The organism is Propionibacterium australiense (assembly GCF_003666605.1).
GTDB lineage: Bacteria > Actinomycetota > Actinomycetes > Propionibacteriales > Propionibacteriaceae > Propionibacterium > Propionibacterium australiense.
This window is the reverse complement of sequence record NZ_RCIV01000013.1, coordinates 48,905-72,493: the sequence shown is the minus strand read 5'-3', so window position 1 is coordinate 72,493 and position 23,589 is coordinate 48,905. Positions and strand designations below refer to the sequence as shown.

The 23,589-nt window shown below is 67.5% G+C and carries 15 protein-coding genes; 3 read left to right on the top strand and 12 right to left on the bottom strand.

Going from position 1 to position 23,589, the window contains the following annotated elements:
- Positions 1 to 115: 115 nt before the first annotated feature.
- The gene (malQ, locus tag D9T14_RS09880; RefSeq protein ID WP_232012394.1) at positions 116 to 2,044 is read left to right on the top strand and encodes a 4-alpha-glucanotransferase; all 1,929 of its coding nucleotides are present in this window, start codon (positions 116 to 118) and stop codon (positions 2,042 to 2,044) included.
- Positions 2,045 to 2,217: 173 nt separating this feature from the next.
- Here malQ and D9T14_RS09875 read toward each other — a convergent pair whose 3' ends face one another.
- The 9 genes from D9T14_RS09875 to rpiB all read right to left on the bottom strand — a co-directional run bounded on the left by D9T14_RS09875 (position 2,218) and on the right by rpiB (position 14,032).
- On the bottom strand, positions 2,218 to 2,991 hold the full coding sequence (locus tag D9T14_RS09875) for a hypothetical protein (protein ID WP_119162085.1): 774 nt from the start codon (positions 2,989 to 2,991) through the stop codon (positions 2,218 to 2,220).
- 12 nt (positions 2,992 to 3,003) lie between these two features.
- Complete coding sequence (locus D9T14_RS09870) at positions 3,004 to 5,088, bottom strand: alpha-amylase family protein (protein ID WP_119162086.1); 2,085 nt, start codon at positions 5,086 to 5,088, stop codon at positions 3,004 to 3,006.
- Between the two features lie 20 nt (positions 5,089 to 5,108).
- A complete protein-coding gene (locus D9T14_RS09865; RefSeq protein WP_119162087.1) occupies positions 5,109 to 6,080 on the bottom strand; it encodes an ABC transporter permease in 972 nt (323 codons plus the stop codon).
- Positions 6,077 to 7,588 (bottom strand): sugar ABC transporter ATP-binding protein, encoded by a 1,512-nt coding sequence (locus tag D9T14_RS09860; RefSeq protein ID WP_232012396.1) that lies wholly within the window; start codon positions 7,586 to 7,588, stop codon positions 6,077 to 6,079. Before D9T14_RS09860 ends, D9T14_RS09865 begins: the two co-directional genes overlap by 4 nt.
- 94 nt (positions 7,589 to 7,682) lie before the next feature.
- Complete coding sequence (locus tag D9T14_RS09855; protein ID WP_232012399.1) at positions 7,683 to 8,747, bottom strand: substrate-binding domain-containing protein; 1,065 nt, start codon at positions 8,745 to 8,747, stop codon at positions 7,683 to 7,685.
- 434 nt (positions 8,748 to 9,181) lie between these two features.
- A complete protein-coding gene (locus tag D9T14_RS09850; RefSeq protein ID WP_183086050.1) occupies positions 9,182 to 10,201 on the bottom strand; it encodes a LacI family DNA-binding transcriptional regulator in 1,020 nt (339 codons plus the stop codon).
- Between the two features lie 352 nt (positions 10,202 to 10,553).
- The gene (locus D9T14_RS09845; protein ID WP_119162089.1) at positions 10,554 to 11,942 is read right to left on the bottom strand and encodes an NAD(P)(+) transhydrogenase (Re/Si-specific) subunit beta; all 1,389 of its coding nucleotides are present in this window, start codon (positions 11,940 to 11,942) and stop codon (positions 10,554 to 10,556) included.
- Positions 11,942 to 13,495: a Re/Si-specific NAD(P)(+) transhydrogenase subunit alpha gene (locus tag D9T14_RS09840; protein ID WP_119162090.1), complete on the bottom strand. Its 1,554-nt coding sequence runs from the start codon at positions 13,493 to 13,495 to the stop codon at positions 11,942 to 11,944. The genes D9T14_RS09845 and D9T14_RS09840 overlap by 1 nt, the downstream gene beginning before the upstream one ends.
- 93 nt (positions 13,496 to 13,588) lie before the next feature.
- Positions 13,589 to 14,032: a ribose 5-phosphate isomerase B gene (rpiB, locus tag D9T14_RS13355; RefSeq protein ID WP_119162091.1), complete on the bottom strand. Its 444-nt coding sequence runs from the start codon at positions 14,030 to 14,032 to the stop codon at positions 13,589 to 13,591.
- Between the two features lie 129 nt (positions 14,033 to 14,161).
- On the opposite strand from rpiB, the gene D9T14_RS09835 reads away from it, so the two are divergent.
- The gene (locus tag D9T14_RS09835) at positions 14,162 to 15,754 is read left to right on the top strand and encodes an FAD-binding protein (protein WP_170175614.1); all 1,593 of its coding nucleotides are present in this window, start codon (positions 14,162 to 14,164) and stop codon (positions 15,752 to 15,754) included.
- Between the two features lie 104 nt (positions 15,755 to 15,858).
- Here D9T14_RS09835 and D9T14_RS09830 read toward each other — a convergent pair whose 3' ends face one another.
- Positions 15,859 to 20,265, bottom strand: a complete 4,407-nt coding sequence (locus D9T14_RS09830; protein ID WP_119162093.1) for an acyl-CoA dehydratase activase-related protein — start codon at positions 20,263 to 20,265, stop codon at positions 15,859 to 15,861.
- A gap of 404 nt (positions 20,266 to 20,669) precedes the next feature.
- Here D9T14_RS09830 and D9T14_RS09825 point away from each other — a divergent pair, with 404 nt between their 5' ends.
- A complete protein-coding gene (locus D9T14_RS09825) occupies positions 20,670 to 21,386 on the top strand; it encodes a serine hydrolase (RefSeq protein WP_119162094.1) in 717 nt (238 codons plus the stop codon).
- Between the two features lie 99 nt (positions 21,387 to 21,485).
- Here D9T14_RS09825 and D9T14_RS09820 read toward each other — a convergent pair whose 3' ends face one another.
- A complete protein-coding gene (locus tag D9T14_RS09820) occupies positions 21,486 to 22,550 on the bottom strand; it encodes a FecCD family ABC transporter permease (protein WP_119162095.1) in 1,065 nt (354 codons plus the stop codon).
- Entirely contained in the window at positions 22,547 to 23,563 is a 1,017-nt protein-coding gene (locus tag D9T14_RS09815) for a FecCD family ABC transporter permease (protein ID WP_232012401.1), read from the bottom strand. Before D9T14_RS09815 ends, D9T14_RS09820 begins: the two co-directional genes overlap by 4 nt.
- Positions 23,564 to 23,589: the final 26 nt, after the last annotated feature.

Below are 23,589 nucleotides of genomic sequence, written 5' to 3'. Positions count from 1 at the left end.
GGAGCCCCGCCAGAGCACCCTCACAGGCTCGCCAGATCGCTGCTGGGAGCACCACAAAACCGGCAGTGACAAGGTCAATCCTTCATCTGATCAGCCGGCCTTATAGCCTAGAACCGTGAGTTGGAACGAGATTGCTCATGCCGGTGGCCACAGTGGCCAGGGCGTGGACACGGAGAGCATCGGGAGCTGTCGGCGTCGTGATGACCTACTCAAACGCCTGAAACCGCTGGGCGTGGCCGACAGCTACCTCAGCGCACACGGCACCGTCGTCGAGGTCCCCACCGCCACGCTTGAACTCGTCAACGACCACTTCCGCGAGGGACTTCCCCCCGGCATCGGCGAACCGCTCGTCTGCACGCCGGGCCGCTACCACCCCGAACTGTTCGGCGACCTCGTTCTCGAGGACGGCTACCACTACCGGGCGCACGGGGTCGTCGACGTGCCCGGCTACCACGTCCTCCACACCGCCACCGGCCAGCGCCGCTTCGTCATCGCGGCTCCGGAGCGCCTGCGGACGCCCGAGCGTTGCTGGGGCTGGCAGATTCAGCTGTACTCGGCCCGGTCGAGGGACTCCTGGGGCATCGGCGACTTCCGCGACCTGGGCCGGATCTGCCGTATCGCCCACTCCCAGCACGCCTACTGCGTCCAGGTCTCGCCGGTGCACGCCATCGCCCCGGTCAGCAACCCGCAGGACTCCCCGTACTCCCCGGCCAGCCGCCAGTTCCTCAATCTCCTGCACATCGCGCCGGGGCACGCACCGGGCGCCGAGCGTGTCGACCTGTCCGACCTGTCGGAGGCCGGGCGCGCCCTCAACGGGGAACGTCTCATCGACCGCCCCGCGGTCTGGGCGCTCAAGAAGGAGGCGCTGCTGCGGATCTGGCAGGTCGCGCGCACCGAGGAGGACATCGAATACGTCGATTTCTGCCGGCACCGTGGCCGGGCACTTCGCATGTTCGCGATCTGGTGCGCCATCGCCGACGAGCTCGACAACTCCAACTGGCGGGAGTGGCCCGGGGAACTGCATCGACCGGACTCACCAGCAGTGCTCCGCTGGGCCGAGGAGCACGCCGACAAGGTCGCCTTCTACTCGTGGTGCCAGTGGATAGCCGAGGCGCAGTACGCCGAGGCCTGCACCTGCGGGGTCGATGTCGTCGCGGACCTGGCGGTGGGTTTCGACCAGGGCAGCGAGGACGCCTGGGTCTTCCAGGACTCGCTGTGCTTCGACTTCGAGATCGGCTGCCCGCCCGACACCTACAACATCGAGGGGCAGCGCTGGGGCCTGCCGCCGTTCAACCCCCAGGAGCTCATCCGCAACGACTTCGGCCCCTTCATCGAGATGGTCCAGGAGGGTCTGCGCCACGCCAAGGCGCTGCGCATCGACCACGTCATGCAGCTGTGGCGCCTGTACTGGGTGCCGAAGGACGGCACCGCCGCCGATGGCGTCTACGTCGACTACCCGGTGCACGCGCTGCTCGCGATCCTGCGACTCGAGGCCATGCGCGCGGGCGCCTGGATCGTCGGTGAGGACATGGGGACCGTCCCGCCCGGCGTGCGCGAGTCGATGGCCGACATCGGCATGCTCGCCAACCGTTCCGCCATGCGCGTCGACACCGATGACTTCCCCGAGCTGGGTGTGGGCACCTCCTCCACCCACGACCAGGTCACCATCGCCGGTCTCGTCACCGGCGCCGACGTCGAGGCCCTGCGGCGCATCGGCAAGAACGCCGACTGGGCCCAGATCGAGCACACCCGGCGCTCGCTCGCCGCCGATGCCGGTATCGACCCCGACAAGCCCTGCCATCAGGTCGACGGGCAGGATGTCCACGACGCCATCCTGGCCCGCTACCGCCGCCTCAGCTCCGCGCCGAGCAGGGTCGTGCTGGCCGTCCTGGACGATGCCGCCATGGTGCGCGAGCGGCCGAACATGCCCGGCACTGTCGGCGTCTACCCCAACTGGTGCCTGGCCCTGCCGGAACCGGTCGGCCACACGATGCTGAGCCCGATGACACGTGACCTCGTGCAGTTGCTCAGCGAGAACCGCTGAGGCGCCGCGGTCCGGCGCCGCGGCCGGCTGTCACGATCGATGTCCGCAGGTCATGGGCTCGTGGTGGCTCCGGGAAGAACGACCGGTGTTGTGCCGACGACAGACGGGTGCCCCGGGCAGGAACTGCCCGGGGCACCGGTCCCATCCGAGCCGTCAGACGATCACCGCAGGATTCATGGCGTGCGGACGGTGACCTCGCCGGGGTGGGCGGCGATCACCCGCGTCTTGTCCGTGGCGGCCAGGAGCTCGGGCGCCAGCCGATGATCGACGGACAGCGCGAAGCCGAGCCTTCCGCCCTGCCGCCTCACCAGGTCGATCAGCCGTTCGAGCACTTCCTCACGTCCCCCGATCAGGTCGACCCGCTCGGGGGCCGCCGTCGTGAACGAGTCGACCTCGAGGTCCTCGTCGAAGTGGATGAGAAGACTCGCCACGAGCCGGTCCACGTCGTGACTGCCCAGAATCACCCAGGAATCCGGCGATATCGCCGAGGCCACCTTGGCGGCGATCTCCTCGTGGCCCCAGCCGAGTCGCCATTGCAGTCCCAGCCGACCGCTCGCCGGCCCGGGATGCACCACGATCCCCTCAGGATCGTCGTCGAGGGCGGCAAACATGCTCGTCACGAAATCGTCCAGATCGGTGTCGATCGTCCATGCCCCTTGGACCCGGGCGAAGTAGTCATCGACGGCATCGCGTTCCATGACCATGACGAATTCGACCCGCTCGCTGAACTCGGCGAACAGTTCCGCGGCCGTCCGCCGGGGATCGGTGATCGAGGCCGGGGCGTTGGCGAGGGGTTCCCCGTCGGAGAAACGCGCCTTCTGGACTCGGCCATGGTCGTGGATGATGACCAACCGGGGAGCAGCCTTCCCGGAATGCAGGATGAGGTCCTGGGCGGCGCGCCATTGATCGACGTCGATGTCAAGCATCTGCGCATTCGCGTGCAACATTGGTGGTTCCTTTCAGTCCAGGGCGATGCGGAAGGCGTGGACGGTGTAGGGCGGGAGTTCGCACATGAGGGGTCCCGTGCTGGACAGCTGTTCGCCCGACCACGCATCCTGGCATGCCACGATGGGGGTCTCGGCCGTGACCGTAGCGGTCTGCGGCCCGTCCGTGGGGTTCGCGATGAAGACGACGACATCCTTCGGGTTCGCCGAATTCAGATGGATCGTCGAGCGCAGCAGCGGGTTGTCGACCGTCACCGGGGTTTCCCCGAGACCGGCCAGGACCTGGCCCAGTACAGCCGCCATGTCGCCGGGCGACGCGACGACGTGAACGCTTCCCTCGCCGAGCCTCGCCGATCCCGCCGAATTGCCGCCCAGGGCGTCGGAAAGGATCGTGCACGGCTCCATGTCGGCGCCGAGAGTCGGGATCGTGGGGCCGAGGATCAGCGTCCCGCCCTGGCGAGCGTAATCGACAAGGGTCTGCTGGGTCTGCGCGGAGAGGAACTCGAAGGTGGTGAGGACAACGACCCTGCGCTGCGCGAGCTGCTCGAGATCTGCCTCCGTGTCGCTGATGACGAAGCCGGCACGTGACTGCTCCAGGCTCTCGTACCAGGCCCCGAACCAGTCGCGCTTCGCCAGCTGAACGGGCTGCTGGAATCCGATGTCGCTCTCATCGACGGTGAGGATGTTCGGGTACTCGCTGAACGTGCTGGGGGTCTCCAGGAAATCGCCCGGGAACGACACGAGTACGCTGGCGGCCTCCAGCCTGTCATAGTCACGATTCGCCAGCAGGGCGACCGGGGCGAGAAGATCCATCTGCTGCCAGTCGAGGCGGTCGAGCATTCTGTTGGCCTGTCCGAAGACGTGGGCCTTGTCCTCGCGCACGCTGCCGTCGCGACGGATCGGGGAGTCGAGCCACCTGTCGCGTTCGACGAGCATGTACCTGCTGAACCCCTTGATGCCATGCATCAGTGCGGCCTTGGTGACGAATTCCTCATCGCGCAGGTCCCCGGGGTTCAGGTACCAGGCCCAGACACCTGCGATGAACTCCGGGATGTATGGGTACCGGCTCGACCCGGACACATAGCTCGTGACCGTTTTCACGTGCTGGAAGAGTTCCTTGCGGGAATAGACGTCGAAGCCGACGAAGTCGACAACCCGCTCTAGGGCGATGAGATTGAATGGCGTCGTGAAGTTGGACGAGGCACCGCCCGGCCCAAGCGGGTGCGGGTAGTTGTGGAAGAGCGGGATCGAGGCCAGGCCACGCTCACGGAGCATGTCGGCGAGCCGGGCAATCGAGTCGACCAGATAGCTCTCCCGGTACTCCGCCCAGTCCAAGTAGACCGGCAGGTCGCCGGGCCTGCGTGCACAGAACTTGCGCGGCGGATCCACGTCCTCCAGGGCGTCGTACCGGGTACGGTGGGCCTTGGCGATCCCGGCCAGGGAGCCGTACTTCTCGGCGAGGAACGCGCGATACTTCTCGATCGAGGCCTCGGAGTAGTCCGACGAATAGTAGTTGAGTCCGAAGAAATAGGCCATCTCGTTGTCGACTTGGCAGGCGACGAGCCCGCCCTTCGGGTAGGCGTGCCGGGCGAGGATGGGGCAGATCGCGTCATACCACAACGCGGTCTCCTCGAAGAACTTGTCAGCGGCGTAGCTCAGGGCCGGGATCGGGCGGGGCGCCTGGGTGAGGACCACTCGCGTACCGCGTGCATTGCGGGCGTGCAGCGACTCATCGGCGAGGATACGCTGCGGGTACCCGAATCCGGTGAGCTCGGAATTGATTTGCGGCCCCGGCCGCACGACGATACGAAGACCCTTCTCCTCACAAAGACTCAAGAAGGCATCGATGTCGTTCGCGGGGTTGACCTCACCGAAATCGAACCTGCCCCGTTCCAGCTCATGGACCTCCCACGGGATGTAGATGGAGATCATGCGATAACCCATGGCCACGACGGTGTCGAGGATTCCGGACCAGTTCTCCCGATCAAGCCGCCAGTAGTGGACGGCACCGCCGTAGAGCGCCCCGGGTTCACCCTCGATCAAGAATCTCTGGTTCGCCACCTCGAGCTGAGGCGTCTTTTCCAATGGAACGGTTCCCATGTTATTTCCTTTCACTTCTTTCATTTCTTGCTGCCCAGCGCCACGGCAAGGATGATGATGATCCCCCGGACGACCTGCTGCTGCGGGGAACTGAGACCCGCCAGAATCAGCCCATTGTTGATGAGGCCCATGAAAAGTGCACCGAACACGGTCCCGAGGACTGAGCCACGACCGCCCGCCAGGGCCGTGCCGCCAAGGATGACGGCCGCGATGGCATTCATCTCGTCGCCCTGACCCCACTGGTACCGCCCGGATTGCAGCCGCCCGGCGTACAGCATTCCGCCGAGCGCAGCGACGACCGAGGAGATCAGCATGACCAGGAATTTTGTTCGGACAACGCTGATCCCGGTGTAAATCGAGGCGGTCGGATTGGCGCCGACCGAGATGACATGACGTCCGAAACGGGTCTTCTTGAGAACGAATGCACCGCAGCCCGCTATGATGAGGAACCAGATCACCAGACCCGGCAGCGGGCCGATGTCACCGGACCCGAAGGCCATGTTGTAGCCCTGCTTCAGGATGGGCTGGGGCGCAGAATCAGTGACCCATTGGGCCAGGCCGAACGCGATCCCCATCATTGCCAGGGTCACCAGGAATGACGGGATCTTCACGAAGGCCACCAGACTTCCGTTGATGAGACCGATGAGCATCCCGACCATGAGCCCCGCGACGATTCCGGCAAGAATACCCCAGTGGGAAATCGCCATGGCCGTGACCACGGAAACGAGTCCGGCCACCGAGCCGACCGACAAATCGATTTCGGCATCGGCGATGACGAAAGTCATCCCCACCGCGATCACGCCGACGATGGCGCTCTGCCGGAGGATGTTCATGAGGTTTCCGCTGGTGAGAAAGCCCCGGTCGTCAAGCGCGACGGCGAACAGGATGAAAGTAACGGCGAACGCCAGGTATATGATGTACTGCCCGAGATTCACCCGACTCAGTCGGCCCTTGACTCGGGACTGCGTTCCCTCGATTGGTAATTCGGTCATTGCTCAACTCCTTGCACCCACATCTCCAACGTGGTTTCGTCTCGCACCACATCCGCCGGCAGACTACGGATGATGGAGCCACCTCGCATGATGAGATACCGATCACTCATGGCGATGAGTTCCTGATATTCGCTCGAAACAACAAGGACGGCGCCACCGTTTCGAGCAAACTCCCGCACCTGTCTGACAATTTCTGATTTCGTTCCGATGTCCACACCCGCGGTCGGCTCGTCCATGAGCAGCAGACGGGGCTCGACCCCCAGCCACTTGCCGATCACCACTTTCTGCTGGTTGCCGCCCGACAGCACCTCGACGGGCAGGTTCGGGCCGGCGCCCCTGATGCCATAGGAACCGATCAGCTGAACTGCGCGATCCCGTTCGGCGGCCGCGGAGAGCAGACCGCCGCGCAGCACCGCCGAGAGATCCGGAAGAACGAGATTCTCCTGGACGGAGTGCTTGAGTATGAGCCCTTGACGGCGCCGGTCCTCGGGAATCAGCACAACGCCTGCCGCGATGGCATCCCTCGGACTCTTCGGCGACATGGGTTGACCGTCGAGGACGATACTGCCCCTGGTTGTCCGATTGATTCCGAACAAGGCCTCCAAGAGCTCGGTCCGACCGGATCCCATGAGCCCTGCCACCCCTATGACCTCGCCGGCGTGCACCTCGAAGGAGACATCGTGCAACGTGCGCTGCGCACTCACGCCGGTGGCTTTCAGCAGCACGTCGCCGCATTGCCCCGAGGAACCAGCAGCGGTGAGGGCCACGGCTTTCCCCGCGATCCCCCGGACGATCTCCTCCTGGGTGATCTCGGAGATCTGCCTGGTGAGCAGATTCGATCCATTGCGAAGAATCGTTATCCGATCCGCTATCTCGTAGATTTCCTCCATGCGGTGGGATATGTAAATGATGCCGATGCCCTGCTCTCGCAGGTTCCGCAGCAGCTCAAAAAGCCGATCCGCCTCCTTCCTGGCCAGTGACGCGGTGGGCTCGTCCATGATGAGCACCCGGGCTTCCCCCCGTAAGGCCTTGGCGATTTCGGTGAGCTGCCAGTAGGCCGTGCTCAGACTCGCCAGCTCGGCACGCGGATCCAGGTCGACCTGCATCCGCTCCAATATCTCCTGGGCGCCGGCAATCATCTCGGCATCCCGGATGAGCATTGCCGAACGCGGCTCATCGTTGAGGTAGATGTTCTGCGCAACCGTCAGGGAGGGAACCAGGGAGAACTCTTGGAAGACCATCCCGATGCCTTGGCGCCGCGCATCGGCGTATGTGTTCAGCTGGGCCGGCCTCCCCTGGATCTCGATCGTTCCGGCATCTTTCTGGTAGACGCCTTGGAGGATCTTCATGAGTGTTGATTTACCGGCCCCATTTCCCCCCGCCAGCGCGTGTATCTCCCCTGCTCTCACCTCAAAGCCGACATCATTGAGGACCTGCACACCACTGAAACTCTTGCGGATGCCTGACATCCTGATCAAGGCCGGCTCGGTGCAACCGGACACGGTCATGCCTCCAGCGCCTGCTGGACTTCTTCGGGCGGATCGGCGTGGTAGACGCTCCGCCACGCATCAGCGACATTGTCCTTGGTCACCGCCAGCGGACTCAGCGCGATGAAGGCCGGAATCGACTACCGAGCAGGGTCTTGGCCGCTGCATTTGCCTCGGTGATCCCGGCGTCATAGGGACGCTGTGCGCCGAGTCCGCAGACATACTGGCCCTGGGCCATTGCGATAGCAACGTTCTTGCCAAGATCCTCGGAGGCCACTGCAAGATCTGTCCGGCTTGCCGAGCGCGCCGCCGCGATGACCCCTTCGGCGGGGACGTCCCACACGGCCCAGATGCCGTTCAGATCGGCGTTCTGACTGAGGAGGGCATCGGCTTGTTTCTGAGCCGAGCCGGCGAGATCTGAACCGCTGATGCCTCGCTCCGCAATGATCTGGATGTCCGGGTAATTGCTCGTGAGCGTCTCCTTGAACCCCTGGTAGCGCTGGTTCGTCACGAAGTAATCGGCTTCGTAGTAGATGGCCGCGATCTTCCCCTGACCGCCGAGGGCCTTCGCCATGAGATGCGCTGAGATCGCCCCGTTCCCGTAGTTGTCGGATGAGACGACACAGGCATAGTCCGGCCCTGCGGTGAAACCGTCCGGACAGTTGTCCATGAACACGACCTTGACGCCTTGGTCGACGGCCATTCGATATGCCGAAGCGGTTGCGACAGGATCGGTGGGAATGGAGACCAGAATGTCCGGTTTCTGGGCCAGGATCGTCTCGACGTCGGACACCTGCTTGCTGGGGTCCATGTTCGCATCCGTGGTCGACGTGATCTTGATGCCGAGCTCGTTGAATCGCGACGTGAGGCCGGCGATCTGCGCCGCCGACCAGTCGTCACCGCTCGTGTGCATCGCAATCGCAGCGGTCGCCCCCATCGCCTTCACGTTGTCGATGTCGGCGTCGGTGAGGTCAACCTCCGAGGCGGCGGCGGCACTCTCGCCATGCGGCCCGGTGGCGCTCACTGCCGACTCCAGCTGACGGATCGCCTCATCGGCCTTCGCATTGATCTCCGCATTCGTTGCCGTTGCCGCGCTCTCACCGGAGGCCGTACACCCCTGTAGGAACAACGCGCTGATCGGAATACCAGCCGCAGCAAGCAAGACAGTTCGTCGTTGCATCGTCAATCTCCTTCGATCCACGTTGACTCACGGTTGACGTATGCGCCGCAATCCCTTGATTGTGAACGTTTCGTCACCACATAGTGTGAACGTTTCGCATGGTCGTGTCAAGTACTGCTCCCGCCCGGATCAGCGGCGCTGGCGCGGGTTCGGATCCACCCCCGGGACGAGGCATCGCATCCTCGTCCCACGGCGGGCAACGGGACCGGGCTGGAAGGCCGTGCGGATGCGAGGTGAACCCCGTCGATCCGCTCACGCGGCATCCCGCGCGGTGACGTGACATCTGATGGCCGGCGAGCCGGCGGACACCACCACGCCAGTCTCGTCGGCCCGGCTCACTCAGGAACGTCTCGCCGCGCCACAGGAGACGTGACCGGGAGCCGCGGCACACCGGCGAGCCGGACCGCGGCCCCCACAGGTCACCGGCCGGGAACTCACCCGGTGGTGCGGGATCCTGCGACAGCGGCGCGGGGCCGTGCGACAGAACTTCTCACCGTCAGCACCGGCGGTATGACGACCGTGCCGGCAGGTTCGCCCTGGATGAGACGCAGGAGCATGTGCACGGCTTCCTGTCCCAGACGGTTGAAGTCCTGCCGGACGGTGTCGAGCGGGGGATGGAACTGAGCAGCGAACTCGCTGTCGTCGAAGGAGACCACACTGATGTCCTCCGGCACACGCACCCCGGCCTCGTAGAAGGCCCTCAGCATCCCCAGGCACATGAGATCACTCGCAACGAAGATCGAGGAGGGCAAGCCCTCGTCAAGCATGCGCCTGCCCGCGGCATAGCCGCTCTCACCGGTCCAGTCGCCCTGGATGTGGGGTGGTGGCTCGATGCCCGCTGCGCACAGCTCGGACTGCCATCCGCGCAACCGCACCCGGCCATCCAGCCAGCTGAGTTCTCCCGCAAGGTGAGCCACTTCACGATGCCCCTTGTCAAGCAGGTGACGTGTCGCGAGCCGCGCACCGTATTCCTGGTCCTCCGAGACGACGGCGACCCCTGGGACGCTTGACTCCCCGGCAGCGACCATCACGACCGGCACTGAGAACTTCGTCTCACGGACTGCCTCTGCCAGAGGCAGCTTGGGGGCGATGACCACGATGCCCGCAACGCCCTGATCGATGAAGTGCTGGTACGCGCGAACCGTGCCACGCGAGCCGGCCTCGGCAAGCACGAGGACATTCGCGGCGTAGCCCTCGTCCCTGGCCGCGTTCTCGACCGCCGCGAGAATGCCGGCCGGCCCATAGCGTGTCGAGCCATCGGTGAGAATCCCGATGAGGCTCGACCTCTGCATCACCAGCGCCCGGGCTGCGGGGTTCGGAACGAAACCCGTGGACTGGATGATCTTCCACACGTGATCGCGGGTACGATCGCTCACCCGTGGGTCATCATTGATCACGCGCGAGACGGTCTGGTACGACACATCTGCCAGGCGGGCAACGTCTTTGATGCTCATACGGTCCGAACGGTGGCCCCGCACGCCTGTTGTCCTGGTCTTCTTGGGGTTGCTCACCTCGAAATTGTCCCACTTCAGTCGTGAGAACTGGTCGGCTTGGCCCAGATCTCCTGGGCCGCTGCGCGGCAACCCGGCCCCACCCATGACGCCTCGGCCGGTCACCCATGCGCACCGGACGCATGAACCGCGCCGGTACGGTACGCACCCTGACGGCGCCGGTATCCCGGTGCCTGTCGACTACTCCGGTCCGGGTTCTCGTCGATGCCAAGACGAAGCTCCGGTTGCGCCTCTGGCACGGACGGGGCCGGTCACCACCGGGGTGACCGGCCCCTCACCCAGCGCCGGACGTTCGTCACAGGGCGGCGTTGATGGCGTTGATCGACTCCTTCGCGTCACCGAAGCACATCACCGTGTTCTCGTTGAAGAACAGCGGGTTCTGGACACCGGCGTAGCCGGCGCTCATGCCGCGTTTGAAGACGACGACCCGGCCGGCCTCCCACACGTGCAGGACCGGCATGCCAGAGATCGGGGTGCCCTTCTCCATGGCTGCGGGGTTGACGGTGTCATTGGCGCCGATGACGAGTACGACGTCGGTCGTGTCGAAGTCGTCGTTGATCTCGTCCATCTCCAGGACGATGTCATACGGAACGTGGGCCTCGGCCAGCAGCACGTTCATGTGCCCGGGCAGGCGGCCCGCCACCGGGTGGATGCCGAACCGCACCTCGACGTCATGGTTCTTCAGCTTGCGGACGAGCTCGGCGACCGGGGCCTGGGCCTGCGAGACCGCCATGCCGTAGCCGGGCGTGATGATGACCGAGGTGGAGGCCCTGAGCAGATCGGCGACTCCGGCCGTGTCGAGCTCGGTGATCTCGCCCTCGGGACCCTCGCCCGGCCCGGCGCTGTCCTGACCGAAGCCGCCCAGGATGACCGAGACGAAGTTCCGGTTCATCGCCTTGCACATGATGTACGACAGGATGGCGCCGGACGCGCCGACCAGGGCACCGGTGACGATGAGGACCGGCAGCTGGAGGCTGAAGCCGCTGAAGGCGGCCGCCCAGCCGGAGTAGCTGTTCAGCATCGAGATGACGACCGGCATGTCGGCGCCGCCGATCGCCGCGACCAGGTGGACGCCGAGCAGCAGCGACAGGATCGTCAGCATGATGAGCGGGAACCAGCCGCCCCCGTTGGCGAACCAGACGCCGAAGGCGATGATCGCGATGAGGCCGCCCAGGTTGAGCCAGTTGCGCCCGGGCAGGGTCAGCGGCGCCGACTTGATCCTGCCGGCGAGCTTGCCCCAGGCGACGATCGACCCGGTGAAGGTGACGGCACCGATGAAGACGCCGATCCACATCTCGTACATCTGGAAGGCGGGGGCGTCCGGCTCCTCGATGAACGCGTTGATGCCCACCAGGACGGCGGCCAGGCCGACGAAGCTGTGCAGCTGGGCGACCAGCTCGGGCATGCCGGTCATCTCGACCTTGGCGGCCTTCCACAGCCCGATCGCGGCGCCGATGACCATGGCGATGATGAGGAGCACCCAGGCGATGGCCTTCGTCTCGCCGCTGGCCACCGCGACGATCGAGGCGATGAGTGCCAGGGTCATGCCGAGGATGCCGAAGACATTGCCCCGCTTGGCCGTCTCGTGCCTGCTCAGCCCGACGAGGGCGAGGATGAACAGCAGGCCCGAGATGATGTAGGTGGCCTGCGTGAAGTTGGCGATGCTCGCTTGAAGGAGAGCCATCAGCGATCACCCTTCCTGAACATGTTGAGCATCCGGCGTGTGACCGAGAAGCCGCCGAAGATGTTGATCGACGCGACGAGCACGCCCAGGGCCGCGATGATCGTGATCGCCATGTTGTCCTTGGGCAGCTGCATCAGCGCGCCGACGATGATGATGCCGCTGATGGCGTTGGTGACGCTCATCAGGGGGGTGTGCAGTGCGTGCGAGACGTTCCACACCACGTAGTAGCCCACGACGCAGGCCAGGGCGAAGGTGCCGAACAGGCTGACGAAGCTGCCCGGCGCGAAGGTCAGCAGGGCGATGAGCACCACGGACAGCAGGCCGACGACGAGCAGCAGGAACCACCAGGGCCGTTCCTTCTTGGGCTTCTCCGGTTCCGGCTCCGGCCCGGCCTGGCCGGCCGAGGCGGCCGGAGCCGCCGAGACCTGGATCGGCGGCGGCGGGAAGGTGATCTCGCCGTCGCGGGTCACCGTCATATTGCGCAGCACCTCGTCGTCGAAGTCGATGACGAGCAGGCCGTCCTTGCCCGGGGTGGCCAGCCTGGCCAGGTTCACCATGTTCATGGCGTACATCTGGCTGGCCTGGGCGGGCAGCCGGCTGGCCATGTCGGTGTAGCCGATGATGTGGATGCCGTTGTCGGTCGTGTACTCCTCGCCCGGGCGGGTGAGCACGCAGTTGCCGCCGCCGAGGGCGGCCATGTCGACGATGACCGAGCCGGACTTCATCGAGGCGACCATGTCGGCCGTGATGAGCTTCGGGCTGGGCTTGCCGGGGATGGCGGCCGTGAGGATGATGATGTCGACCTTCTCGCACTGCTCGGCGTAGAGCTCGGCGGCCCGCTTGTTGTAATCCTCGGAGGTCTCCTTGGCGTAGCCGTCGGCGCTGACGCCCTGATCGTCGGCCGCGGCGCGGACGTGCAGGAAGGTGCCGCCCATCGACTCGACCTGCTCGGCCGTCTCGGGCCGGACGTCGGTGGCGAAGACCTCGGCGCCCATGGACTTGGCGGCACCGACCGCCGCCAGGCCCGCGACACCGGTGCCGACGACGAGGACCTTCGCCGGGGCCGTCTTGCCTGCCGCGGTGACCTGGCCGGCGAAGGTCTTGCCGTACGCGTAGGCGGACTCGACAACGGCGCGGTAGCCGGCGATGCTGGCGGTTGAGCTCAGGGCATCCATGGCCTGAGCTCGGGAGATGCGGGGCACCATGTCCATGCTCAGGCCGGTGACGCCGGCCTTCTGGAGGGCCTCGACCAGGTCCGGATTGGCTCGTGGGTGGAGGAAGGTGATGAGCGTCGCGCCGGGCCGCATCATGCCCAGTTCCTCGACGCTCGGCTCGTTGACGGCCATGACGACATCGCTGGCCCACACCGTCTCCGTGTCGACCAGCCCGGCGCCCGCCGCCTCGTATTCATCGTCCAGGTAGGAGGCGCGTTCACCCGCGCCCTGCTCGACTACGACGCTGTAACCCAGCTTGATGAGCTGTGGAACCGTCTTGGGTGTTGCCGCGACCCGTTGTTCACCGGGCAACGACTCCCTTGGTATACCAATTCTCATAGCCCTGACCATAGTCGCTTCGCACCGTTTTCGGGCCAGTGGGTTGCGTCCGGGCGGTCAGCGGTTTCGCCCACCGGCAACCACTCCCGCCGGTCAGTTCTCCCCGCCGGACTGCTCGATCATGCCGACCCGCCGGGCGTGGCGCCCGCCCTCGAACGCGGTCTGGAGGAACTCGTCGACGATCATCTCGGCCAGGCCGGGGCCGAGGACGCGCGAACCGATCGCCAGCACATTGGCGTCGTTGTGCTGACGGGCCAGGCGTGCCGAGTAGGGCTCGGAGACCATCGCGCAGCGGATGCCGGGCATCTTGCCGGCACTCATCCCGATGCCGACACCGGTGCCGCACACGAGGACGGCGAGCTCTGCCGCGCCGTCGAGGACCTGCTGCGCCGCGGCCCTGCCGAACGAGGGATAGTCGACGCTGTCCGGGCCGTGGGTACCCACGTCGATGACCTCGTGGCCCTTGGAGCGGACGTACTCGACGAGACGCCCCTTCAGTTCGTAGCCGGCATGATCCGCGCCGAAGGCGATGCGCATGAGAACTCCTGGTGGTCGTCGACGACTCAACGGTGTGGGCCCATTGTGTCACTGCCGGTGTCGCTTCCTGGGCAAGGGGTTCCCCGTGGCATGCTGAACTGCGACGGCACTTCTCCAGGAGGTGGGCCAATGGCGGCGACGATGCGATCAGCGCGGCAGCTCGGCACGGACTCGCCCGGTTGGGTGCGGCGGGCCCGTGTCGTGGTCCTCGGCGCAGGCGCCGCGGGGCTGACCGCCGCCATGCAGCTGGCCGATGCGGGCGTCGACACGATCCTGCTGACCGGCGGGACACTGCTCGACTCGGCCACCGCGATCTCCACCGGGCACCTCGCGGCCGGCTTCGGGCAGGAGGACGACGAGAACGCGCCGGCAAGGGGGTTCGGCCTCGCAGACAGGAAGGCGCTGCGGCAGCTGCTGGTGACCGCGCCACTGGTCCACGCCAAGGTCATGGAGTTCATCGAGCGCGCCGACGCCCTGCGGACCGGTCGCTACGAGACGAACGGCTACCGGGTGCAGCGCAGCCTCACGGCGTTGGTGCGCGCCATGGCCGGGCGCCTGGGTTCGAGCCTGCTGATCGAGACCGGTACCCGCGGCATCGACATCCTCACCGATGACCGCGGCGCCGTCGCGGGGCTGCGCGCGATGGGGACCGATGGGACGATCGGGGACTATCTGGCGCCCGTCCTCCTGCTGGCCGGCGGCGGCGCCCAGCAGTTCTGGGCCCGCACGGCCGCCCCGCCGACCGCCACCGGCGATGCCGCCGCGATGGCGCTGCGCGCCGGCGCCGAGCTGCGCGACATGGAGTTCACCGCCTACGTCCCGACCGCTGTCGACCTGCCCGCCGGGCTGGCCATCCCCCTCGACCCGGCGATTCCTCTGGGACGCGAGCTGCGCTTGGCCGGCGCCCGGCTCGTCGACGCGCAGGGCCGCCCCGCGCTGACCGAGTTCGGCGGGGACGAGACGCCCGCCGAGGAACTGGCGATGGCGATCCACGACTGGTTGGCCAGCCGCACCGGTCAGCGGCTCTTCCTGGACGGCACCCGCCTCGGCGCGCTGACCTGGGACTCCCCTCCCCTGTCCGCCACGCTGGCAGCCTGCCGTGCCCGCGGGATCGATCCGACGCGCACGCCGATACCGGTCCGCCCCGCCGTGCAGACGATGATCGGCGGCATCAGCGTCGACCTTGACGGCGCGAGCAGCGTCCCCGGCCTGTACGCGGCCGGCGAGGCCGCCTGCACCGGGGCCCGCGGCGCGGCCGGTCCGCCGGACGCGGGACTCATCGAGGCCCTCGTCGGCGGCTTCACCGTCGGAGCCCACCTGGCCCGCACGGCCGGCTCGTTCGACGAGCCGGGCGAACCCGTCGGTCGGGAACCGGGTGGCTGCGTGCCCGCCGCCGCCCGGCAGCGCATCACCCGGGCCGGGCAGGCCGCCGGCCTCCTGCGCGAGCACACCGAGCTGGCGCGCGCCGCAGACGGGCTCGTCACGATGCCGACCGGAGCACCGTTCAGCGGCCCGGCGCTGTCGGCGACGAACCTGCGGCTGACCGGTTCCGCCGTCCTCGCCGCCGCCAAGGCCCGCCCCGAGTCACGCGGCTGGCACCGTCGCGCCGATCACCCGGGCAGCAGCGAGAAGTGGGTGCGGACCATCCGCATCAGGCTGGACGAGGACGGCCGCCTGCGCGTGCGCAGCAGCGCCGTCGAGAAACCGTCGGACCAGCACTGAGCCACCGCCCCGGGCGTTTCCCGGGGCCGGGACGGGTGACAGGACGTCCCCGGGCTGCCCCGCGGCAGCCGCCCGGCGGTGCCGGGGCACCGAACGGCCTGCGCTCAGACCCGCGAACCCACGGAGCTGCCGTCGTCGACGCGGATGTCCGGGCTCGCCGGGGAGGCGGCGTCGAGCGGGGAGGCCGTGTCGAAGTCCGACTGCCACTGCCTCAGGCCGACGGTCTTCTCGTTCTTGAAGGCGGTGGCGATCATCAGCTTGATGCGGTTGAGCTGGTTGACCTCGGAGGCGCCGGGATCGTAGTCGATCGAGGTGATGTTGGCCTGCGGGTACAGTTCGCGCAGCGTCTTGAACATGCCGCGCCCGACCACGTGGTTGGGCAGGCAGGCGAACGGCTGGGCGCAGATGATGTTCGGCGTGCCGTGCTCGATGAGGTGCATCATCTCGGCGACGAGCAGCCAGCCCTCACCGGCCTGGGTGCCGAGCGAGATGACCCGCTGGGCGCGCGTGGCCATGTCGTGGATCCGCTCGGGCACCTCGAACTTGCCGTTCGCGCCGGCCAGGGCCTTGTGGGCGGTCTTCTGGAGCTGCTCGATGTACCACAGCAGCATCTTCTTGACGTGGCGTCCGGTCTTGTCGAGACCGAAGTTCTCGTAGCGCCACTGCCCGGTCTCCAGCGACTGCAGGAAGAAGCCCATGAGGCCCGGCATGACGGCCTCGCAGCCCTCGTCCTCGATGACGCCGATGACGTTGTTGTTGGCGTCCGGCTGGAACTTCACGAGGATCTCGCCGACGACGCCCACGCGCGGCTTGCGGGGGATGTCGAGCAGCGGCAGCTCATCGAACTCCCTGACCATCTGGCGGCACAGCCACTTGAACCCGAGCTTGCGGCCCTCGGTGGGCGAGAACGACGGGTCGGCCATGAACTCGCGCACCAGGGTGTTCCAGCGCCCGTAGAGCCGCATCGCCGAGCCCTCCTCGCGCTCGTAGGGGCGGACGCGCAGCAGCACCTCCTGGAGCAGGTCCATGAGGACCAGGCCCTGGATCGCCGAGTGGATGAGGGTCGGGGTCAGTTTGAAGCCCGGGTTGGACTCCAGGCCCTGGGCCGAGACGGCCAGCACCGGCACCTGCTCGTAGCCGGCGGCCTTCAGCCCGCGGCGGAGCATGCCGACGTAGTTCGTCGCGCGGCACATGCCGCCGGTCTGGGAGATCGCCACGACGGAGGCGTCGGGGTCGGCGCCGCCGGTGATGAACTTGTTGATGAGCTGGCCGATGACCATGATCGCAGGGAAGCAGGCGTCGTTGTTGACGTACTTCAGGCCGCACTCCATGTCCTCGCGGGTAGCGTGCTCGAGCAGCTCCATCGTGTAGCCGGCGCGCCGGAACAGCGGCTCGATGGCCTGGAAGTGGATCGGGGACATCTGCGGCAGGTAGACCGTGTGGGTCTTGCGCATCTGCTTGGTGTAGGGCGGGGTCGCGCTCGCCGGCACCGTGATGAGCTCGTCCGGCTGCTCGGGCCGGATCGTCGTGTCGACCTCACGCGAGACCTCCTCGCGTTCGGCGGACGCGGCGCGCAGCGAGCGCAGCCGGATCCGGGCGGCACCGAGGTTGGAGACCTCGTCGATCTTGAGGACGGTGTAAATGTCACCGGCCTGTTCGAGGATGTCCTGGACCTGGTCGGTGGTGACGGCGTCGACGCCGCAGCCGAAGGAGTTCAGCTGCACCAGGTTGAGCCTCGGGTTGGCGCGCACCTGGGCGGCGGCCTCGTAGAGGCGGGTGTGGTACACCCACTGGTCCCGTACGCGCAGGGGCCGGTTGAAACCGGTGCTGCGCATGCCGTTGGTCAGCGCGTCCTCGGAGAGGACGACCATGCCCAGCTGCGTGATCTGGTCGGGGATGCCATGGTTGATCTCGGGATCGACGTGGTAGGGGCGGCCGGCCAGCACGATGCCGCGCATGTCGTGCTCGATCATGTACTGCATGGCGCGGTCGCCCTCGGCCCGGATGTCGGCCTTCGCCTTGTCGAGTTCCTCGAACCCGGCCGCGACGGCGGCCCTCATCTCGGGCAGCCCGATGTCCCAGCCGGACAGGACGTCGACCAGGCGTTCCGCCAGCTTGTCGGGGTCGTTCAGGTTGAGGAACGGGGCCATGAAGGTGATGCCGGGCTCGCGCAGCCGCTCGACGTTCTTCTCAATGACCTGCGGGTAGAAGGCCACGATCGGGCAGTTGAAGCTGTTGTCCGCCTCGGCGATCTCCTTGCGCTCGAAGCTGACGCAGGGCATCCAGATGTTCTTGACGCCGTGGTCGAGCAGCCACTCGATGTGGCCGTGCGCCAGTTTCGCCGGGTAGCAGACGTTCTCGGAGGCGATCGACTCCATGCCCGACTCGAACAGGTCGTGGTTGGAGCGCCCCGAGATGAGCACCTTGAAGCCGAGCTGGGTGAAGATCGTGAACCACAGCGGGTAGTCCTCGTACATGCCCAGCGCGCGGGGCATGCCGATCTCGCCGCGGGTGACCTTCTTGTCGGTGAGCCGGCGGTAGGCGAACATCCGCTTGTACTTGTAGTCGTACAGATTGGGGATCTCGCTCTTCCTCGGCTTGGCGTCGAGGCTGGCGCCGCGCTCGCAGCGGTTGCCGGAGACCTGGCGGGAGCCGTCGTCGAAGGTCGTGATGGTGAGCTTGCAGTGGTTCTGGCACAGCTTGCAGATGCGCTGGCTGGACTCCACCGAGAAACCCTCGAGGTCACGGCTCATCATGGCCGAGACGTCGCCCGGCGCGGCGTGGGCCTTGGCGATGAGCGCGGCCCCGTAGGCGCCCATGTGGCCGGAGATGTTGGGGCGCTTGACCTTGACGCCGGTCAGCAGCTCGAAGGCGCGCAGCACGGCGTTGTTGAGGAAGGTGCCGCCCTGGGCCACGACCTTGTCGCCGAGCTCACCCGTGTCGCGCAGCTTCATCACCTTGTAGAGGGCGTTGCGCACGACCGAGTAGGACAGGCCGGCGGAGATGTCGGCCATGCCGGCGCCCTCCTTCTGGGCCTGCTTGACCGAGGAGTTCATGAACACGGTGCAGCGGCTGCCGAGGTCGACGGGGGCCTGGGCCTGCATGCCGACCGTGGCGAAGTCGCGTACGTCGGTGCCCATCGTCTCGGCGAAGGTCTGCAGGAAGGAACCGCAGCCGGCCGAGCAGGCCTCGTTGACCGCGATGGAGTCGACGACGCCCTCGCGGATCCGGACGAACTTCATGTCCTGACCGCCGATGTCGATGACGCTCGTCACGCCGGGGCAGACGACCTGGGCGGCACGGAAGTGGGCCATCGTCTCGATCTCGCCCTCGTCGGCGTGCAGGGCGGTCCTGACGAGGTCCTCGCCGTAGCCGGTGACGCAGGAGCGGGCGATCGTGGAGCCCTCGGGCAGGGCCGCGATGACGTCCCTTGCGATGGCGACGGCCGCCTTGACCGGGTCGCCCTGGTTGGAGTCGTAGCTGGAGTGGACGATCTTGCCGTCGTCGTCGATGAGGACCGACTTGATGGTCGTCGAGCCGGCGTCGATACCCAGGTAGAGGTCGCCGACGGCCTGGCTCATGTCGGCCTGCTCGATGTCGATCACCGAGTGGCGTTCGTTGAACTCGACGCGCTCGGCCTCGTCGAGGAACAGCGGACGCATCGTCTTGGACGCCACCGTCGACTCGCCGGCCCCGTCGAGCATCTCGGCGAGGTGACGCAGCGAGAGCGCCGGGCCGTCGGCGAGGAAGGCGGCGCCGACCGCGACGTACAGCTGGCCGTCGGCGGGGGTGACGTAGTCCTGGACGTGCTCGCCGAGGACCCGCCGGAACGCCTCACGCAGCTCGGGCAGGAAGTGCAGCGGCCCGCCGAGGAAGATGACCTTGCCGCGGATCGGGCGGCCGCAGGCCAGGCCGGCGACGGTCTGGGTGGCGACGGCCTGGAAAACCGAGGCGGCGATGTCCTCGTGGCGGGCGCCCTGGTTGATGAGCGGCTGCACGTCGGTCTTGGCGAACACGCCGCAGCGCGAGGCGATCGGGTAGATGTTCTCGTAGCGGCCGGCGAGCTCGTCGAGGCCGCCGGCGTCGGTGCGCAGCAGCGAGGCCATCTGGTCGATGAAGGCGCCGGTACCGCCGGCGCAGGTGCCGTTCATGCGCTGCTCGGGAGTCGGGTGCAGATAGGTGATCTTGGCGTCCTCGCCGCCGAGCTCGATGACGACGTCGACGTCCGGGTCGAGCTCCTCGATCGCCTCGGTCGCGGCGATGACCTCCTGGATGAAGCTGACGTTCATCATGCGGGCGATACCGAGACCACCCGAACCGGTCATGGCGACCTTGAGGGTGTCGTCGGGGAACTGCTCACCGATGTCAAGCAGGAGCCGCTTCATCTCGCCGCGAACGTCGGCGTTGTGACGCCGGTAATCGCTGAAGAGCATCTCGTGACCGCGCATGACGACGGCCTTCACCGTCGTCGAGCCGACGTCGAGGCCAAGGCGCAGGGCTTCGTCAGTCATCCGTTGTTCTCCTTCGAGATCCGGTGAGCACCGTCCGAAAACAGAACGCTTGCTCTGTTTCATAGTAGGCCAGATTCCTGCCCTCGGCACGTCCCGATTTCTGCCCGGATCCCTAAGGGCCGGACCCCTACGGGTCTGGGTGAAGGCCGTGCGGAGACCCCCGGGGATTCAGCTCGGGACCATCCCCCGACACGGTGCCGCGATCCGCAGAGGAGCCCGGTGAATAATGAGGGGCATTGTCCCCGTGCAGACCTCTTCGGAGGAAGACTCACCATGTCCTCTCGTCCGCCCAGCCGCATCCACCTCGTCCTCGCCGTCCTCTCGCTCGTGTGCGTCCTCACCGGTTCGTTCGCACTGAGCGGCTGCGTTGCGGGCGGCTCCTCAGTCGAGCCCCCGCAGCCTCGGTGCAGGTCGTCCTCGAGGGCCTCGTCGCGGCCTTTCCCGACGACGCCCAGGTGTCGGTCGTGACCGCCGACGGCGACGTCGTCACGGCCGGCGAGGTGCCCGAGAGCACCGCGTGGTCGACGATCAAGGTGCCGATCGCCATCGAGGCCCTGCGCGAAAGCGGGGACGAACTCGACGAGCAGGCGAAGCTGGCGATCACCGAGTCCGACAACGACGCGGCGAGTGCACTGTTCGAGACGCTCGGCGACGGCTACCAGGCCAGCACCAAGGTCGACAACCTGCTGCGCGAGGCAGACGACACGTCGACGCTGACCCTGCCCAATGCCGCGCTCGGCGGCGACATCGGTTTCGGCATGACCCAGTGGTCGAGTGCCGACCAGGCGCGGTTCGCCGCCTGGATGGCCTGCTCGGACGAGGACGCCGTGCAGCACGTCTACCGGCTCATGGCCGATCTGGTCGACTCGCAGGCGGTCGGCGTCGAGACCGTCGAGGGCGGGCACGCCAAGTCGGGCTGGGGCACCAACGAGCACACCGGCGTCTCGACGATGCGTCAGATGGGCACCATCGACACCGGCTCGGGTCTGGCCGCGATGAGCATCGTCATCACCGGGGGCGAGCTTGAGGACGTCACCGAGGAGATCGACGTGCTGGCCGACTGGCTGGCCGGGCACGCCGGCGAGCTGCCCGTCGTCGAGTGCGGCGCCGACGGACAGTGACGCCGTTCCCGCCCCGACGGCCCCGCTGGGGTGCGGCCGCGCCGGAGCATGCGGGGCCGGCGAGCCCCGTTGGGGGGTGCGGCACACGGCTCGCGGCGATCAGCCCTCGCGCCTGCTGAAGCCGAGTAGCCACAGTAGGTAGAGACCACCGATCGCCGAGCTGACCAGCCCGACGGGGATCTGGAAGGGGGCGAGCAGCCGCTGGGCCAGCAGATCGGCGGCGCCGAGCAGCGCCCCGCCCATCGCGACGGCCGGCCAGAAGGCGATCCCGGGCGTACCGGCCAGGCGGCGGGCCAGCTGAGGGGCGGCCAGGGCGAGGAAGCCGATCGGCCCGGTGACCGACACGACGGCCGCGACGAGCAGGACGCCGTAGACGAGCATGGCGAGGCGCTGACGCCCCGGGCGCACCCCCAGCCCGGCGGCCGTGTCGTCGCCGAGTTCGAGGATGCGTGAGGGGCGGGCCAGCCAGGCCAGCTGCGGCAGCAGGACGACCAGCCCGGCCACCAGCACCCTGGTCTGGGACCAGCCGATCGTGTTGAGGCTGCCGAACTGCCAGGCCTTCGCCGCCTCGGCGGACTCGAGCGGGGCGCGGCTGACGAGGTACTCGTTGACCGCCGAGATCATGGCGGCGATGGCGATGCCGGCCAGGACGAGGTTCTCGCCTGCCATGCCACGGCGGACCGTCGCCACGATGACGAGTGCCGCGGTGAGGAGACCACCGGCCACGGTACCGAGGGCCAGTGTGGCGACACCGGGGGCGCCCATGAGAATGATGACGATGAGGCCGCCCGCGCTGGCGCCGGTGGTGAACCCGACGATGTCGGGGCTGCCCAGCGGGTTGCGGGAGAGCGACTGGAAGACGGCGCCCGACAGCCCCAGGCCGGCGCCGGCGAGCCAGGCCGCGATGGCGCGCGGGAGTCGCTGGTCGAGGACGATGAACCGGTCCGTCTCGGAACCGCCGCCCTGTAGGACCTGGAGGACACCGGCGAGGTCGAGCTCGTAGGAGCCGGTCGCGACGGCGAGCACGGCGACGAGACCCGCGACGAGAACGAGGGCCGCGGTGACGGCCACGGCGCGCGGGCGCACCGGCAGGCGGGCACCGGCGGGCAGGGGCAGCGACGGGGCCGCGGCTCCGTCGTGCCAGAGATCCGACCGGGCGCTCATCGTCCCCTCCTGTACACGACCAGGGAGAGCAGCACTGGCGCGCCGACGAAGGCCGTGACGACGCCCGCCTCGATCTCATCCGGCCGGGTGATGACGCGGCCTGCGATGTCGGCGGCGAGCACCAGAATCGGGCCGCCGACGATCGACAGCGGCAGCAGGCGGCGCTGGTCGGGACCGACAACGAGCCTCAGGACGTGGGGGACGACCAGCCCGACGAAACCGATCGGCCCGGCCGCGGCGGTCGCCGCCCCACACAGCAGGGTGATGGCCGTCAGTGAGGCGGCCCGCACGAGGCCGAGCCGGGCGCCGAGGGCGGTGGCCTGCTCGTCGCCGAGGGCCAGGACGTTGAGACTGCGTCCGCAGGCCAGCGCGATGAGCAGGCCGGCCGCGACGAACGGGGTGGTCCAGGCGAACGTGGCCAGGTCGCGGTCGGCGAAGGACCCGAGAGTCCAGAACCGGTAGGAGTCGAAGGCCGCGGTGTCGTACATGGTGACGGTGCCGGTCACCGCGTTGAGCGCCGCGGCGAGCGCGACACCGGCGAGGACCAGGCGCGCGTGTCCTGCGCCGGGTCGGCGCCTGGCCATCGTCTGGACGAGGAGGGCGGCCGCCGCGGAGCCGATGAACGAGAACCAGACGTAGCCGGAGACCGCGCTCACACCCCCGACGGCGATGGCCAGGACGACGGCGAAGGAGGCTCCCGCGTTGACGCCCAGGACACCGGGCTCGGCGAGCGGGTTGCGGGTGAGGGCCTGCATGACGACTCCGGCCGCGCCGAGGGCGGCGCCCACAACGACGGCCACCACGGTACGGGGCAGCCGCAGCTGCCAGACGATGATCGAGGCGGCGCTGCGGTCGTGCGCGGCGAGCCCCTCCCATACCTGGGCGAGCGTGAGCTGACGTGAGCCGATCGACATGCTGACGAACGCCAGCAGCACGATGACGGCGACTCCGAACAGGACGCCCGCGACGGTCCGGCAACGCCTTTCAGCTGACAGCGCAGGAATATGAGACACACTGAGAGAGTACTATTGAAAAGTTT

What these genes read in the sequence shown, in the direction of transcription:
- D9T14_RS09875 (WP_119162085.1), bottom strand. Translation starts at nt 2,991, where the DNA reads ATGTTGCACGCGAATGCGCAGATGCTTGACATCGACGTCGATCAATGG.
- D9T14_RS09870 (WP_119162086.1), bottom strand. Translation starts at nt 5,088, where the DNA reads ATGGGAACCGTTCCATTGGAAAAGACGCCTCAGCTCGAGGTGGCGAAC.
- D9T14_RS09865 (WP_119162087.1), bottom strand. Translation starts at nt 6,080, where the DNA reads ATGACCGAATTACCAATCGAGGGAACGCAGTCCCGAGTCAAGGGCCGA.
- D9T14_RS09860 (WP_232012396.1), bottom strand. Translation starts at nt 7,588, where the DNA reads ATGACCGTGTCCGGTTGCACCGAGCCGGCCTTGATCAGGATGTCAGGC.
- D9T14_RS09855 (WP_232012399.1), bottom strand. Translation starts at nt 8,747, where the DNA reads ATGCAACGACGAACTGTCTTGCTTGCTGCGGCTGGTATTCCGATCAGC.
- D9T14_RS09850 (WP_183086050.1), bottom strand. Translation starts at nt 10,201, where the DNA reads ATGAGCATCAAAGACGTTGCCCGCCTGGCAGATGTGTCGTACCAGACC.
- D9T14_RS09845 (WP_119162089.1), bottom strand. Translation starts at nt 11,942, where the DNA reads ATGGCTCTCCTTCAAGCGAGCATCGCCAACTTCACGCAGGCCACCTAC.
- D9T14_RS09840 (WP_119162090.1), bottom strand. Translation starts at nt 13,495, where the DNA reads ATGAGAATTGGTATACCAAGGGAGTCGTTGCCCGGTGAACAACGGGTC.
- rpiB (WP_119162091.1), bottom strand. Translation starts at nt 14,032, where the DNA reads ATGCGCATCGCCTTCGGCGCGGATCATGCCGGCTACGAACTGAAGGGG.
- D9T14_RS09835 (WP_170175614.1), top strand. Translation starts at nt 14,162, where the DNA reads ATGGCGGCGACGATGCGATCAGCGCGGCAGCTCGGCACGGACTCGCCC.
- D9T14_RS09830 (WP_119162093.1), bottom strand. Translation starts at nt 20,265, where the DNA reads ATGACTGACGAAGCCCTGCGCCTTGGCCTCGACGTCGGCTCGACGACG.
- D9T14_RS09820 (WP_119162095.1), bottom strand. Translation starts at nt 22,550, where the DNA reads ATGAGCGCCCGGTCGGATCTCTGGCACGACGGAGCCGCGGCCCCGTCG.